This is a genomic window from Companilactobacillus alimentarius DSM 20249 (genome assembly GCF_002849895.1).
Taxonomy (GTDB): Bacteria; Bacillota; Bacilli; order Lactobacillales; family Lactobacillaceae; genus Companilactobacillus; species Companilactobacillus alimentarius.
The window spans coordinates 370,085-384,846 of the sequence record NZ_CP018867.1 but is presented as its reverse complement, the minus strand read 5'-3'; the positions used below and the strand labels follow the sequence as shown (position 1 = coordinate 384,846).

The 14,762-nt window shown below is 35.8% G+C and carries 14 protein-coding genes; 2 read left to right on the top strand and 12 right to left on the bottom strand.

Annotated features, from left to right (window positions below):
• Positions 1-10: 10 nt before the first annotated feature.
• From LA20249_RS01970 to LA20249_RS01950, 5 genes are all read right to left on the bottom strand, one after another.
• Positions 11-319: a PTS sugar transporter subunit IIB gene (locus LA20249_RS01970; RefSeq protein ID WP_057739352.1), complete on the bottom strand. Its 309-nt coding sequence runs from the start codon at positions 317-319 to the stop codon at positions 11-13.
• A gap of 234 nt (positions 320-553) precedes the next feature.
• Positions 554-1,375 (bottom strand): Cof-type HAD-IIB family hydrolase, encoded by an 822-nt coding sequence (locus LA20249_RS01965; RefSeq protein ID WP_083477950.1) that lies wholly within the window; start codon positions 1,373-1,375, stop codon positions 554-556.
• Positions 1,376-1,453: 78 nt separating this feature from the next.
• Positions 1,454-2,758, bottom strand: a complete 1,305-nt coding sequence (gene aroA, locus LA20249_RS01960; protein ID WP_057739351.1) for a 3-phosphoshikimate 1-carboxyvinyltransferase — start codon at positions 2,756-2,758, stop codon at positions 1,454-1,456.
• Positions 2,759-2,903: 145 nt separating this feature from the next.
• A complete protein-coding gene (locus LA20249_RS01955; protein ID WP_057739350.1) occupies positions 2,904-4,241 on the bottom strand; it encodes a M20 family metallopeptidase in 1,338 nt (445 codons plus the stop codon).
• A gap of 17 nt (positions 4,242-4,258) precedes the next feature.
• Positions 4,259-5,761 carry a YfcC family protein gene (locus LA20249_RS01950; protein ID WP_057739349.1) on the bottom strand — a complete coding sequence of 501 codons (1,503 nt, stop codon included), beginning with the start codon at positions 5,759-5,761 and terminating at the stop codon, positions 4,259-4,261.
• Positions 5,762-5,928: 167 nt separating this feature from the next.
• Here LA20249_RS01950 and LA20249_RS01945 point away from each other — a divergent pair, with 167 nt between their 5' ends.
• Positions 5,929-6,471, top strand: a complete 543-nt coding sequence (locus LA20249_RS01945) for a hypothetical protein (RefSeq protein ID WP_057739348.1) — start codon at positions 5,929-5,931, stop codon at positions 6,469-6,471.
• Positions 6,472-6,539: 68 nt separating this feature from the next.
• On the opposite strand, the gene LA20249_RS01940 is transcribed toward LA20249_RS01945, so the two are convergent.
• Positions 6,540-7,883 carry a DUF4097 family beta strand repeat-containing protein gene (locus LA20249_RS01940; protein ID WP_158294584.1) on the bottom strand — a complete coding sequence of 448 codons (1,344 nt, stop codon included), beginning with the start codon at positions 7,881-7,883 and terminating at the stop codon, positions 6,540-6,542.
• A complete protein-coding gene (locus LA20249_RS01935; protein WP_057739346.1) occupies positions 7,876-8,226 on the bottom strand; it encodes a PadR family transcriptional regulator in 351 nt (116 codons plus the stop codon). The genes LA20249_RS01940 and LA20249_RS01935 overlap by 8 nt, the downstream gene beginning before the upstream one ends.
• Before the next feature lie 179 nt (positions 8,227-8,405).
• On the opposite strand from LA20249_RS01935, the gene LA20249_RS01930 reads away from it, so the two are divergent.
• Positions 8,406-9,992, top strand: a complete 1,587-nt coding sequence (locus LA20249_RS01930) for an L-lactate permease (RefSeq protein WP_057739345.1) — start codon at positions 8,406-8,408, stop codon at positions 9,990-9,992.
• A gap of 81 nt (positions 9,993-10,073) precedes the next feature.
• Here the strand turns inward: LA20249_RS01930 and LA20249_RS01925 are convergent, their stop codons facing one another.
• The 5 genes from LA20249_RS01925 to LA20249_RS01905 are packed head-to-tail and all read right to left on the bottom strand — an operon-like array spanning position 10,074 to position 14,734.
• A complete protein-coding gene (locus LA20249_RS01925) occupies positions 10,074-11,222 on the bottom strand; it encodes a quinone-dependent dihydroorotate dehydrogenase (RefSeq protein WP_057739344.1) in 1,149 nt (382 codons plus the stop codon).
• Complete coding sequence (gene pyrE, locus LA20249_RS01920; RefSeq protein WP_057739343.1) at positions 11,222-11,857, bottom strand: orotate phosphoribosyltransferase; 636 nt, start codon at positions 11,855-11,857, stop codon at positions 11,222-11,224. The genes LA20249_RS01925 and pyrE overlap by 1 nt, the downstream gene beginning before the upstream one ends.
• Positions 11,857-12,549, bottom strand: coding sequence for an orotidine-5'-phosphate decarboxylase (gene pyrF, locus LA20249_RS01915; protein ID WP_057739342.1), 693 nt, complete (start codon positions 12,547-12,549; stop codon positions 11,857-11,859). Before pyrF ends, pyrE begins: the two co-directional genes overlap by 1 nt.
• 2 nt (positions 12,550-12,551) lie before the next feature.
• Positions 12,552-13,835 carry a dihydroorotase gene (locus tag LA20249_RS01910; protein ID WP_057739341.1) on the bottom strand — a complete coding sequence of 428 codons (1,284 nt, stop codon included), beginning with the start codon at positions 13,833-13,835 and terminating at the stop codon, positions 12,552-12,554.
• The gene (locus LA20249_RS01905; protein ID WP_057739340.1) at positions 13,835-14,734 is read right to left on the bottom strand and encodes an aspartate carbamoyltransferase catalytic subunit; all 900 of its coding nucleotides are present in this window, start codon (positions 14,732-14,734) and stop codon (positions 13,835-13,837) included. The genes LA20249_RS01910 and LA20249_RS01905 overlap by 1 nt, the downstream gene beginning before the upstream one ends.
• Positions 14,735-14,762 lie beyond the last annotated feature (28 nt).

Below are 14,762 nucleotides of genomic sequence, written 5' to 3'. Positions count from 1 at the left end.
ATTGAAAAAATTACTTAATCAAACTCAATGCTTCCTTAAGAACTTTTTCACCGTTCATCATTCCGTAGTCTTGCATATTGATAACTTCAACAGGAATACTTAACTTTTCTTTAAATTGTCCTTCAAGATATCTTACTTGAGGTCCAAGCATCAATACATCGGGATGTTTCTCTTCGATCTTTGCATCAGCATCGGCAGCAGCAGCAGCGAAGATTTCAGCATCAACGCCATCACTTTCAGCAGCTTTTTGCATCTTTGAAACTAATAGACTTGTTGACATACCAGCAGCACAGCATAGCATAATTGTTTTTTCAGCCATAATTAAAACCCCTCTTGAATTAAAATATTTATTTGTTTTTTATTAAAAACGCTTGCTTAAAACGCTTTCATAGAACACCTAAATTGTATAACTTGTTTCCCAATTTATCAAGATGTTTTTATTAAAAAACATGTAAATTTTATATGATCTAATAAAATAATGGGTCCAATAACTTATTCTAAAGTCATTGAACCCATCATTTTAATATTCAAAAATTAATTCCCAGTCTTAATTTCAATCAAATTCCTTTGCTAAAACTCTTTTGATCATTTTAGCAACGCCATCTTCATTATTCGTCAAAGTAGTTTTCCAAGCGACATCTTTTACATTTTTGATAGCATTTTCCATTGCCACTCCATAACCTGCTTCTTTAACCATTTCTAAATCATTTCCATAATCACCAAAACACATAAAATCAGTCATCGGTATTTTTTCTAATTCTGAGATATGTTGCAAAGCGGACAGCTTAGTAATGTCTTGTCCATTAATCTCAAAATAATTGCTACCTGAGCGACTGATGGTTATTGGCAAAGCTGTAAAAGATTCCAATTTTTTTTGTAACTCTGCCAATCGTTTTGGTGGGCAACTGAAACAAACCTTATAAATATTAAGATCTTCTTGATTATTTAACTTCATCAAATCCTGCACTGAATGAGCTTTGTAGTGATGCCGGCTCATCCCTTCAAAATAAGTATTCCAGTTGTGATTAGGATCATAAATGTAAGTATCATTTAAACCATCCAAAACAATTTTGAATTTACTAAACTCTGCTCGCTTTAAAATCTCAGCTACGATATCACGATCGAGCGGCCGATCTATGACCATCTTTCCATTAGCATTCACTACAACCGCCCCATTTAAAACAACGCGGTATCCCGACACTTTTAAATCTTTGACAAAATATTTATTAACCGAATGCAACGTTCTCCCCGAACAAATTGCAAATACAATTCCGGAATTGACAGCATCACGAATAGCCTGCACATTTTTAGCAGAGACCTTACTGTAACTATTCAATAATGTCCCATCTAGATCAGTCCCAATAAATTTAATCATTAATTTAGTAACCCCTTACATAATTCAATTACATTAATGATACGACACTACTCCTAAAAAAAGAAGTACCTTTCTGAATTACCTAGCTACTAAAACCTTCTTCATATCAGAGAGGAAACTAGGATACGAGATATCAATTGATTCAATATTTTTAATCTTAAACGGGGTTTCTGTCAAAATTGAGGCGATACAAAGCATCATTGCGATTCGATGATCATTGTGACTATCGACATTATCCTTGACTTTGATTTTCTGTTCTCCCTCAATTACGATTGAATCGTCATTCACTTGCATAATGATCCCTAATTTAGCTAATTCAACACGCATATTTCTAATACGATCACTTAATTGTAAATGTACATCATGTATGCCTTCTATAACAGTCTGTCCTTCAGCTTGTGAAGCCATCAGAGCAACCAAGGGTATTTCATCAATAATAAATGGGACTTGCTGTGCGGTTATTTTTGTACCGTGTAACTGCTGCGACTTAATTACCAAGTCTCCGAATGGTTCTACACTGTTAATTGAATGACTTTCCAATATTATGTTTGCACCCATTTGCTTAGCCACTTTTAATAAACCAATACGGGTAGAATTAAGTCCGACTTTAGGTAAACGTATCTGACTACCCTTTGACAAAAGTGCTCCAGCAATATAAAGCGCTGCCGATGAGAAATCTCCTGGAATTGTTAAACTTTGACCCGTCAACTCAGTTTTTTCAGGGTTTACTGTTATTGTTTCCGGTGTCGTAACAATATTGGCTCCAAAATAATTGGCTAGTATCTCGGTATGGTCTCTAGTTGGCAACTTTCGAATAATAACAGTCGGTGACTTGGCATAGATACCTGCTAAAACCAGACCACTTTTAATCTGAGCACTAGAAATATCTTGTTGATAAGTGATCCCCTTTAAATTGTCACTGCCTTGAATTTTTACTGGTAAAACATTATCCGTTAATTGTTGAATTTTGACACCCATTTCCTTAAGCAATTTAACTAATCGTTGAATGGATCTCTTACTGAGATATTTTCCACCCTGAATCACGTACTCATTTGTATTAGTTGCTAAGATTCCTAATAAAAGACTCTCTAAAGCTCCTACGTTATCAACGTTTAAAGGTTCATCTAATGATTTAAGCTGATGATTGACCCCTTTAATTATCATGTCATCAGTACTCATCTCAGTATGAATTTTAGCTCCTAATTTTTCGAAGACTTTAGCGGTAACAGTCAAATCATCTGAATAGGAAAAATTACTGATTTGTGTAACTCCGTTTGCTAATGCACCCAGTGCTATCGCCGTGTGACCAATACTTTTATCACCTGGAACAACGATCTCGCCTTGAAACTTAAATTTTGATGCTTGTGTATTATAATCAAACATTTCTATTACACCTCAATATATAAAAACTAAAACTTTCTTACTGTTACGCTACCTAATTTCAAGATATAAAACAAATTATTTGTCCTGAAATCAAAAAACGTACCAATTCAAAATGAATTGATACGATTAAATTGCTTATTTCATATTACTTCACGCAAAGACGATAAATTGCCTCAGCAAATATCTCCATTGCTTTTCTCATGTCAGCTTTACTCCAATTTTCATTGGCTTGGTGCATGAAATCTGGTGTCGTTGGCAACATTCCCCCAAAGGCAACACAATTATGCATCGTCCGGGCAAATGTCGCACCCCCAGAAATCGCAGGCTGCGACTTCATATCGCCTGTTAAATCTTGATACGTAGACATTAAAGTCTTAACTAATTCACTATCTGTTGGAACATAAAGTGGTGCCACGTAATCAAAGTTTTCATATTTCAAACCAAACTTAGCTACAGCATCGCTAATTTGTTGAACTAATTGGTCATGATCGATTTTAACAGGAATTCTTAGATCTATTTGCATTCTTGATTCATCATCTGTGATCTTAAGACTAGAAATATTGAAGGTTAATTTACCAGATACGTCATCCGAAACATCCCCAAGTAAGTTTGTCCCGTTAGCATCTTCACCAAAAGCCTTCAAAAATTGCAATACTTTGATTTGTGGGTAAACCTCGGCTAGCGCTATACCCAATCTAACAACTGCATTTACACCTTCAGGAGCATTCATTGCATGAACAGATTTACCGTGTACTTCAATGGAATTATCCTTTTTATCAGCTTCAAAACCATGCTTTTTCAAAGCTTCGAAAACTTCTGTCTGTTTTGGACCGTCATAGACGGCCTTGCCTGGAACTGCGTTGAAAGCATTCTCTAAGTCTAGATGTAATTCTTTTGAACCTGGTCCAACTAAATATGATTGTTGTAATCCTTTTTCGGCATAAATCAGAGGAAATTCAGCATCGGGAGCTATTCCTAAATCAATTGGATCTTCTTTTTTATTATATTCTGCCAGACATCTCCAGAGAATCTCTTCATCAGTACCAAAGATAACTCTAATCTTTTTATTTAATTTGTATCCTTTGTCTAGAATTGCCTTAATAGCGTAGATTGCAGACATTGTTGGTCCCTTGTCATCTTGGGTTCCACGACCATACAATTTACCATCTTTTTCTGTTAATTTATAAGGTTCAACATCCCAAGCTTCCAAATTACCGGCTGGGACCTCATCCATATGTCCAACGATCCCAAAGGTTTGATCACCTGTTCCAATATCAGCATAACCATAGTAACCATCTGGATCTTCGTAAGTTTTAAAGCCTAATTTCTCGGTAATAGCTAAAACCTGTTCCAAAGCTTTTTTAGGACCCTTACCAAATGGTGCCTTTGATTCTGCCTTCTCATTATAAGAGGCAATACCAACTATTTTTGAAAGATCCTCAATAGCTTCATTTTGAATTTCATCAGTGATAAACTTTTCCATCTTGAATTCCTCCTTATTTAAATAACAGCACAAACAACCAAAAAGATAGCCACGACAACGAAAAGAATTGCCATTAATTTCCACATGTACTTGAACCATTTAATGATATTAACGTGTCCAATAGCTAAGGCACCCATAACAACACCAGAAGTTGGTGTAATCAAATTGACCCAACCAGAAGCTGCTTGATAGGCAGTAATAACTAAGGAACCGTCAACGCCTGAGAACTTGCCTAATGGTCCCATGATACCCATCGTCGCAGCAGCCAATCCTGAAGTTGATGGAATCAAGAATGACATTGGAATATAGAAAATATAAGTCAATACGATAAAGACCCCAGCAGATAGACTTTGAAGTCCTGTTTCACCAGCATGTAATACAGTTGCTGTAATATACCCATTATTCATTACGACCTGAATACCACGAGCAACAGCAACGATAATGGCAACACTTAAGAACTCATTCATTCCGCCAAGAAAGGCATCAATAAATTCTGATTCTTTCATTCTGAAAACAAACATGATCACAACTGACATCATGAAGAAAAGCGTCGTGATCTCCGTGAAGTACCAAGAACCTAATGGTACTAGGTCCTTACCGATCAAAGCACCTAAAAATGGAATATCTGTCAACCATTTTGTAAAACTATCAAAGAAAGTCCAATTATCATTTAAACTTGACCAAGGGATCAAGCCAACAATCATAATCAAAAATGTTAAGCCAAATAACCAAAGTACAATTTTTTGACGCTTAGACAATTTATCATCAATACTTCTTTCAGGCATTGAAAATTCTTTAAGATCCTCTTGGCGACGATCAAAAACATAAGATTGTGATGGATCTTTCTTAATTTTTTCAGCATAATGCATTACGTAAACAATACTGATCACCGTAACAATTACCAAAAGAATCATTCGTGGTATTAATCCATCACCTGGTGAAATATTCAACGTTTGTGAAGCAACTCCAGTGGCAAAAGGATTGACCGTTGAGGCCAAACATCCTACCTGTGTACCAATTAAAGCAATGGAAATAGCTGTAATCGAATCATAACCGACTCCAATCATAACTGGTATCAGAATAGGGTAAAAGGCAATTGTTTCCTCACCCATTCCATAAGCAGAACCACCAATTGCAAACAAGACCATTAAAACTGGTATCAAAGCTTTTTCCTTGCCGCTGTATTTTTTTACAGTAGCACTGATTCCGTCATCTAATGCTTTTGTCTTATTAACGACTCCTAAGAAACCACCAATAACTAAGATAAACAGTGAAACAGAAATTGATCCTTCAGTTTCTGAAGTCCCTACCATTCCGTTGATTGGTGCCATGAAAACATCCCAAACTCCTTGGGGACTACTTGCTCGGGCTTTATAGGTACCTGCAATAATATTTCCGGCTTTAGTTGTCGCATATTCACCGGCAGGTATAATCCAAGTTAAAATTGCCACCAGGATTATCAGAAAAAATAAGATGGTATATGCGGACGGCATTTGCCATTTTTTTACTTTTTTCCCCATAAATGTATCCTCCTCTATCACTATATGATATATGTAGAATATACGATAAATTTAGCTTTTACAATGCTTTCCAAAAAAATACTTGAAAATAATTTCTTACAACCGCACTTGTGATAGCGCTTACTAGATACTACAATATTATTAGATTTAAAGAAAGGATAACGCAAATGACCAACTCAATTGAATTCGGTAAAAAGATTAATCGTCGTCCTATAATGATCAGTCTTATTCTCAGTTTAATCGCAGGTGGGATTGGTGCTTATTTTGATTTTAAACTTGCCATTTCCTTATTTCTGCTTGTTCTAATTTTCATGTTGTTCATCTACTATCCAAATAATCTCTCAGTACTTTTTGGTCACTGGCAAGTCGAAAAACATGGAATTTCTTATTATAAAATGGACTCCTATTTTGATAGATTAAAAATGACTCTATTGCCGGATATAACGGAATTTCAATTCATTAGTTTTTCCCAAGTGAAGAGTTATTATGTCATCGAACAAAAGGAAAAATTCGATCTAACTAATATTCTCACAATCAATCCCACTAGACAGTCAATTTTTCCCTGGCTACGAAAACCATTTTATTTAGTCTTAGTCGTCAATGGTGGCCAAATCAAACTTGACTTATCATGGACCCAATTACACGATCGGAAAAATTCACTTTATCGACTTTCCAACGCTTTAAAAGTAATTGATCAAAAAATAAATTGACCTAAAAATGACATCTACTGAAATTACTCAGTAGGTGTCATTTTGATTTGAACAATACTATCAAGAAACTATTCAACTTTGATCGTACCTGATTTGGCTCTTGCTTTTAAATTATATTGGGGATTATTTCCAACCTGACCTTCTTTTAAATTAAAAATATCGTGTTTTAATTGAGCATTCCGTTTCATTTTAACAACTCCAGAAGTTGCTTCTAAGTCGAATGTATAAGAATCTTCTTTTGGCATTTCCAATTTAATTGTCCCGCTACCACTATCGACTGTGATATCTCCGGTAACTTTTTTATAAATAATCTTAATTGTACCGGATTTGGCTCCAATTACTCCAGCACCACTTAAATCAAGCGCCTTGATTGTGCCACTCTTGGCCTCAATTTGATATTTAACACTATTAATAGAATCCAAATTAACGACGCCACTATTTGTTTTAATTACCAATTGATCATTAGAACAAATATTTTCCAAAGTCACATTGCCTGACCCAGCACTGGCTGTTATTTCATTACCCTTTAAATTATTTCCATAAATTATTCCACTTTGAGTTTTAACAATACCTTGTTGCAAATTATTTAAATCTCGAACTTGAATCTTTCCGCTATGATTATAAACATCTAGTAGCCCTGAAAACTGCTTTGGAATAAGTATTTGAACTTTTAACTTTAAGGATAAGAAGCGTGGAACATCGCCTTGTGTAATCTTTAGAGTATCGCCATTCAAATCTGTTTTCACCTGATAATTAGGATTAGAACGTGACATGTATTCACGGATTTTAATTTTATCGCCATCAGTTGCCAAAACTTTCAAACTAGCACTTTTATAGGAAATAATTATGTTTTGCAATCCTGCAAATTCAAATTCACTCTCATCAATTAATGGCAACGATTCTACATTAACCTCGGTGTCATAGTTATCTTTGTTGAATTGGGCATGAAACTTATGCGTTGAATGCTTAGATTTTTTACCAAAACTAACGCCATTCTCATCAATCGTCATGTTTCCCACTTTAATACCTTCATCATTAATCCGAATCGTTTTACCACCGTTGACCGTAATGCCATCCTCATCAATGTTTAAAAGTTTACCATCGTCGAGACGGACCCCATTAGTATCTACGTCAAAATTATGTTCGTGAAGAGTTTTATGATAGTGATCACTCTCTTTAGAATTATTTTCATTGAGAACTGAGTCAATTACTTCATCAATATCACCAAAATCTTCAAAAGCCTGATCAACCGCTTCTTTTGGCGTTACATCTTCTATCAGGTTATCTTTTGCAGCTGCTAATAGATCCGCCGCCAATTCTTCATGTAAGTCATTCAAATCCTTAGTCTGTGAGTAATCCGCAAAAATCTTATCTAATTTTTTATCAACCAATTCATTTAATTCTTCATTCATGATCATCTATCCTTCCTAGTATCAAATCATCAATAACGACTTTGGCAAAATTCCAAGCCTTAATATTCTCTATTAGAGTTGTCTTGCCTTGAGCAGTTATCTGGTAATACTTGCGACGTCCGCCTTGGCTTTCATCGCCCCAGTAGCTACTGATATCGCCATTTTTCTCTAATCGTCTAAAAACTGTATATAGTGTTGCTTCATTTATTTCGTATTTACTGTGACTCAATTCTTTTACTTTCTTAGCTATTTCATAACCATAACTGTCAGTTTGATTTAAAATATTTAAAACAATCGTCGTCGTGTGACCACGAATAATATCCTTGGAAATTAATGGTTTCATTATTAATGCCTCACCTTGTTTCTATGATTATAATGTATCACCAATTACTATGTGTGTCAAAGTAATATTCATAAAACAGTAATTAAGTTTGAAATAAAGAAATGTTATGTTTGTGTTCTAATTAGCTATGCGTAGTGAAAAATTATATAATGGATTAAATTGCTTTAAGGGAGTTATTTATGATTTTAATTGCACTTTCGGCAGTCATTTTGCCATTAATTTTATTGGGGATTATCAATATGCCAGCCACTAAGGGAATGTCAATTAGTGCGGCAATTGTATTTTTAGAAGGACTTTTTATTTGGAAGATGCCTTCAAAGGCTTTACTGGCTTCAATTCTTCAATCTATTCATAAATCCTTACCGATTTTGTGGATTCTTTTTGGAGCTTTAATGATGCTCAATATGCTTCAACATACTGGAGCTATTGATCGTATCAATTCAGGGTTTCACACGTTGTCAGCGGACATGCGGATTCAACTGATTCTAGTAGCTTTCTTATTTGGAGGCTTAATTGAAGGTGTTTCAGGATTTGGAACTCCTGCCATGGTTACAGCTCCATTAATGATTGCTCTGGGATTCTCACCAATGGCTGCCGTTACACTAGCTTTAATCGCTGACTCCACTCCTGCTTCTTTTGGAGCTGTCGGAACACCGCTAACAGTTGGTTTAAGTAATGTCAGCGAAAAAAGTGAATTTCTCAATGGTATTGGTCAACGTATCACTCAATTAGATTTTTTTGCTGGGACCTTTATGCCATTGATGTTGATTTTTATTCTTGTCTTTATATTTGGCAAGAATGATGGTCATCAAAAAAAAGACTTTTTAAAATTAGTTCCTTGGTCATTATTTATTGGACTAGTCTATAGTATCTTTGCTATTTTAGTTTCATTCGTACTCAGCTACGAATTTGTCTCCATCCTGGCTCCATTCGCAACTATTATCATTGCTATTTTAACTATCAAATTGAAATTCTTACTACCCAAGGACAGTTTCACAAGTCCTTGGACTACTTCCACTAAAACAATTGCCTCCGAGAAAAAAATGTCCTTGTTAACTGCTTGGTCACCATATATCATTGTCATCTTAATGCTTTTAGCAACACGGACAATTGCCCCGTTAAAAGAATTTTTGGTAAATAATGTCAACTTATCATGGAAAAACATTTTAGGGTTTTCACAAGTTAATTCTGATTGGGAATTCTTGTATTCTCCCGGAACACTCCTAACAATTGCAGTTATCTTAGGTTTACTAATTCAAGTTAAATCTTTAAAAAACTTCTTTCCAATTGCTAAAAAAGTTGTCTTCTCAATGAAATCAACCGCTATAGCCCTAGTTGTAACACTGATCATGGTTCAGATCTTTACTAATTCTGAACTCAATGTAGCTAAATTACCTAGCATGCCTATGTATATTGCCGAAGTTATTTCTAAATATCTCTCTGGTATTTGGATTATCATTGCCCCATTCCTCGGCCAACTAGGTTCTTTCGTTACTGGTAGTACTACCGTTTCAACTTTGACCTTTGGACAAATTCAGGCAGATATTGCTACAAATGCTAATGTCAGCAAAGAATTAGTCTTAGCCGCTCAATTAATCGGTGCCGCAGCAGGTAATATGATCTGTGTTCACAATATTGTCTCAGTTAGTTCCGTCGTTGGGCTCAGTGGTCAAGAGGGCAATGTCTTACGTAAAACTGTTTTACCAGCTTTGTTATACGGACTTTTAGTTGGTATCGTTGGCTTTGCCTTTACTTTATTCATTTAAATAATCAAAAAAGTTCTAAATTAAAAGGATAATTCCTCTTAATTTAGAACTTTTTTGTATTTCCAGCTTTCTAATTCAACTCTATTCTTCATGAAAAGAAGCACCAGAATTAGCATCTAATTCAATCTTTTTATCTTCGTTAATATCAATAACTTCAACATCTTGTTGACTATGATCTGGTGATTTTGCAACGGAAGTATAATCCAATTTACGTAACACTTCATTAACAGACAAGTAACGATTAATCTTTTCTAGAAGCGTTGGTCCATTGTAAATGAAGCCTGTATAAACTTGAACCAAACTAGCACCCGCTTCTAGAGCTGTTTGTGCATCTTCTGGCGTGAAGATACCGCCAGAAAACATAATTGGAAGCTCTGGAAAAGCTTGATGAATTGCTTTAGTCAAACTCAATGATTTAAGAAAGATTGGCTTACCACTCAATCCGCCACCTTCATTACGATTAATTGATTTCAAATTATTATAAACTTTACTAGGGTTGGAAGCTGTATTAGTTAAAATGACCCCATCCATTAAGCCCTTGGTTTCATTGATCAATTCAATCAATTGTTCTGCAGTGATATCATTTCCAAACTTACAAAAAACTGGTTCTTTAATATGTAAATTATGAATTTTTTGCAATAAGCGTTTAGCTACTGGAATCTCCTGTAGAGTTGTCACACCTTTTTGATTGGGACAACTTTGATTCAAAGCAATATAGTCAGCAAAGGAATGAATTTCCTTAATATCGTTGACCATTTCATCAACCATTTCTTCACTACTCAATCCATGTCCTGGGGCCACACTAATTCCTAAGGCAACATGTTTAGGCGTATTAGCCAAATGCTTTCTAGTTTCTTCAATGCCTAGATTATTTAAACCCATTCGATTAATGATAGCTTGGTCTTGCGTTAAACGAAAAATCCTCTTCTTAGGATTTCCCGGTTGATTTTCCCTAGTCACACTACCAATTTCAACGAATCCTGCACCCAAAGCACCTAAACTATTGTAAAATTCAGCCTTTTTGTCAAAACCAGCAGCTATCCCAATTGGTGAATCGAAATCTACGCCTTTGACTGTAACTTTTAAATTAGCATATTTTTTTGTTTGAAACATCATCTGTAAAACTTGTGGAGTCCGATTAAACATTTTTAAACCATTGGCCACTAAATGATGATCAACTTCAGGGTCAACTTTGAAGATCAATGGACGTACTGCTTTATATAAATCCATTATTTGCACCATCCTTCTGGGTTTTGATACCACTGTTCTAATAGTTCTGTGTCATTTTCTTCAACATAATTTTGTTCTTTGGCCACCTGAACTAATGTTGGAAAATCTGTCAATGTATACAATTTTGTTTTTGCTATGGCAAAATTAGTCGTACTTTCTGGCAAATCATACGAGAAGATAGCTACTGTGCCAATAACTTCTGCTCCAGTTTCACGAACTGCATCAACCGCTTTTAAAATGCTGCCACCGGTTGAAATTAAGTCATCAATCAAAACAACTTTATCCCCAGTTTGACAGCGACCTTCGATTTGACCTTTTTTACCATGATCTTTTTTCTTAGGTCGAACATAATTTAAAGGCAAATCAAGAATATTAGAAACTCCTGTAGCGTGAGGAATCCCAGCTGTAGCGACTCCACCAATGACCTCTACTTCAGGATATTTTTCTTTAATTAAGACTGCTAGATCTTCAGCAATCGTTTGACGGAACTTAGGATAGGCAATAGTTAAACGATTATCCGTATAAATTGGCGATTTAATACCACTAGCCCAAGTAAAGGGTTCTTTAGGACTTAATGTTACAGCCTTAATTCTTAATAATTGACTGGCAATATCGGTTGCTATTTTTTTATCCATTATTTATTCCATTCCTTTTCAATTTTCACATAGGCATTGTATTTGTCTTTAGCTTGAGTGATTGGTCTCCCTACCACGATTAGGTCGCTTCCAAGTTTTTTAGCTTGATTCGGTGTGGCAACTCGTTTTTGGTCACCGATTTTACTAGATTTAGGACGAATGCCTGGCGTGACACAGAGAAAACTCTCACTGGTAACTTCTTTGATCATGGGAACTTCTAAGGCAGATGAGATAACGCCATCGGCTCCGTTTGTAAAAGCTAGTTTAGCTAATCTCGTAACATAATCTTGTGATCGTAACGTGACTTGTAGTTCATTAGTTAATTCCACTTGTCCTAATGAGGTCAATTGCGTCACGGCTAGCAGCTTCGTATTGGAGCCCGCTAATCCTTCTTTAGCGCTCTTGATCATTTTGGAGCCGCCACTGGCATGAATTGTTAGCATTTGGACATCCCACTTGGCAATCATCTGACAAGTTCTTTTAACAGTATTAGGAATATCATGTAATTTCAAATCGAGAAAAATATTATAACCACGTTCCCGTAATTTTTTGACGAACGGATAGCCATATTGACAAAACATTTCTAAGCCAATTTTTAAAAACAATGATTGCTTCTTAGGAAATTGATCCAAGAAATCAATACATTCAACCTCGTTTGCAAAATCTAATGCTACTATAACTGGTTTATCCATTTTTACTCCTCGCATTCGTTTGTATAGACTGGCTTGCCATTAACATAAGTGGCTTCTACTTTTCCAAAAACGGACTGTCCAATAAAGGGGCTATTCTTTCCTTTAGATAAAAAGTCAGCTTTTGCAATGGTAAAATCCTGGTCTAAATCAATAATGGTAAAATCAGCCTTTTGATTTAACGTGATTGTTCCGGCATTGTTAAGTCCAAATATTTGGGCAGGCTTAGTGGACATTAAGTCAATTAATTTTTCTAAACTGATCAAACCCGTTTTAACCAGACGTGTATACATCAATGGAAATGAAGTTTCAATTCCCGTAATGCCAAAGGCACTCTTTTCAAAGCCTTGATTTTTTTCTTCTTGAGCATGTGGAGCGTGATCAGTTGCTATCATGTCAATCGTGCCATCTGCTAAACCATCTAATAACGCTCTTTGATCCATTTGACTCCGCAGTGGTGGATTCATTTTAAAATTAGCGTCGTCAGTTAATATATCTTCGTCATTGAACAATAAATGATGCGGTGTAACTTCACAAGTAACATTGATTCCTGCATCTTTAGCCATCCTAACCAGCTGTACGCCATCTTTCGTCGAGATATGGCAGACATGGTAATGTACACCAGTTTCCTTAGCTAAAACTAGATCACGTGCCAATTGAGAGGTTTCTGCAACTTGCTTGATACCTGGTAATCCTAGTCTTTGCGAAGCCGAACCAAAGTTGATCACTCCATGATTGAAAAGATTCTTATCTTCAACATGTGCAGCCAGATGACTATTGATTGCTGAAATTCTTTCCATAGCTGAAAACATTGACTGTGCGTTCATAATACCGTGCCCATCATTAGAGAAGGCAAAGGCTCCCAATTTAAATAGAGCTTCAATGTCGACTAATTCGTCGCTAGTTTCACCTTTAGTTACGGGCGCATACTGTAGAGTATTGATTAAAGAATTCTTCTGATTCAAATTCAATTGTTTTTGAAATTTTTCTGCATTATCGGGTACTGGGGTAACGTTTGGCATGGCTCCTACAGTCGTAAACCCACCGTGTGCCGAAGCTTGCGTTCCTGTCTTGATAGTTTCCTTATGAACTTGACCAGGCTCTCTGAAATGGACATGAACGTCGACTAAACCAGGAGTTACTAATTGTTTCTTGGCGTCTAATACTTGAACACCCACGGTTGAAATTTCTTCAGCAATCTGCGTAAATCTCCCATTTTCTATTAAAAGATCTGCTGGGGTCAATTGACCTTGATAATATAATCGAGCATTCTTTATTAATGTTTTCATTATTTGCTCCCTCTCAAAACGGATTCGATCATTGCCATTCGAATAAAAGTGCCATTGACCATCTGTTTGAAAATATACGATTTATCGCATTCTACAACGTCGCCAGCAATTTCAACTCCGCGATTAACTGGGGCCGGATGCATTAACATTGCTTTAGGTTTCATTAAATTGACTCGTCGCATATCAAGTCCATATTTTTCAAAGTAATCAGCTTTAGAAAATTTTTGATTTTCTTGAGCTGATAGACGTTCATGTTGAACTCGAAGTAACATCACGACGTCCATTTCTTTACAGAGGTCGTCGACTGATTTGTGAGGTCCCATGGCTTTAAATTCAGCTGTATACCATGAATCAAGTCCTCCAAAGTAAACCCCTGAGCCTAACTGGGTCAAAATTTCAGCATCAGAGTGAGCCACACGTGAATGGCTGAGATCTCCGATAATTCCAACTTTGAGATTATCTAATCGATTGAAATGCTCATAAATTGTCATTAAATCGAGTAAAGATTGTGAGGGATGTTGTCCGGCACCATCACCTGCATTGATAATGGGAATATTGAAATTACGATTTAAAAGTTCGTTATAATACTCATCTTGGCTGTGACGGATGACAGCTAGATTTGCACCGACACTTTCCAAGGTCCGACAAGTATCATAGAGACTCTCACCTTTCTTAGTTGATGATCTCTGTGCATCGAAAACAATTTGTTGCATTCCCAACTTCATTTCTGCTACTTGAAAACTAGATTTGGTCCTAGTACTGTTTTCAAAAAACATGTTAACAGCAAACTTACCTTGACCGATATTAGATTGTCGACCGTTTTTGAATTCCAAAGCCGCATTAAGATAATCTTCTACTTCTTGATTTGATAACTGTGACATAGAAAGTATATTTTTCATTGTTTTCTCCAAATTAAAAGGGGTAGCT

What these genes read in the sequence shown, in the direction of transcription:
- LA20249_RS01910 (WP_057739341.1), bottom strand. Translation starts at nt 13,835, where the DNA reads ATGAAAACATTAATAAAGAATGCTCGATTATATTATCAAGGTCAATTG.
- LA20249_RS01940 (WP_158294584.1), bottom strand. Translation starts at nt 7,883, where the DNA reads ATGAATGAAGAATTAAATGAATTGGTTGATAAAAAATTAGATAAGATT.
- LA20249_RS01965 (WP_083477950.1), bottom strand. Translation starts at nt 1,375, where the DNA reads ATGATTAAATTTATTGGGACTGATCTAGATGGGACATTATTGAATAGT.
- LA20249_RS01935 (WP_057739346.1), bottom strand. Translation starts at nt 8,226, where the DNA reads ATGAAACCATTAATTTCCAAGGATATTATTCGTGGTCACACGACGACG.
- LA20249_RS01970 (WP_057739352.1), bottom strand. Translation starts at nt 319, where the DNA reads ATGGCTGAAAAAACAATTATGCTATGCTGTGCTGCTGGTATGTCAACA.
- LA20249_RS01925 (WP_057739344.1), bottom strand. Translation starts at nt 11,222, where the DNA reads ATGGATTTATATAAAGCAGTACGTCCATTGATCTTCAAAGTTGACCCT.
- LA20249_RS01930 (WP_057739345.1), top strand. Translation starts at nt 8,406, where the DNA reads ATGATTTTAATTGCACTTTCGGCAGTCATTTTGCCATTAATTTTATTG.
- aroA (WP_057739351.1), bottom strand. Translation starts at nt 2,758, where the DNA reads ATGTTTGATTATAATACACAAGCATCAAAATTTAAGTTTCAAGGCGAG.
- LA20249_RS01955 (WP_057739350.1), bottom strand. Translation starts at nt 4,241, where the DNA reads ATGGAAAAGTTTATCACTGATGAAATTCAAAATGAAGCTATTGAGGAT.
- LA20249_RS01945 (WP_057739348.1), top strand. Translation starts at nt 5,929, where the DNA reads ATGACCAACTCAATTGAATTCGGTAAAAAGATTAATCGTCGTCCTATA.
- pyrF (WP_057739342.1), bottom strand. Translation starts at nt 12,549, where the DNA reads ATGGATAAACCAGTTATAGTAGCATTAGATTTTGCAAACGAGGTTGAA.
- LA20249_RS01950 (WP_057739349.1), bottom strand. Translation starts at nt 5,761, where the DNA reads ATGGGGAAAAAAGTAAAAAAATGGCAAATGCCGTCCGCATATACCATC.
- LA20249_RS01905 (WP_057739340.1), bottom strand. Translation starts at nt 14,734, where the DNA reads ATGAAAAATATACTTTCTATGTCACAGTTATCAAATCAAGAAGTAGAA.
- pyrE (WP_057739343.1), bottom strand. Translation starts at nt 11,857, where the DNA reads ATGGATAAAAAAATAGCAACCGATATTGCCAGTCAATTATTAAGAATT.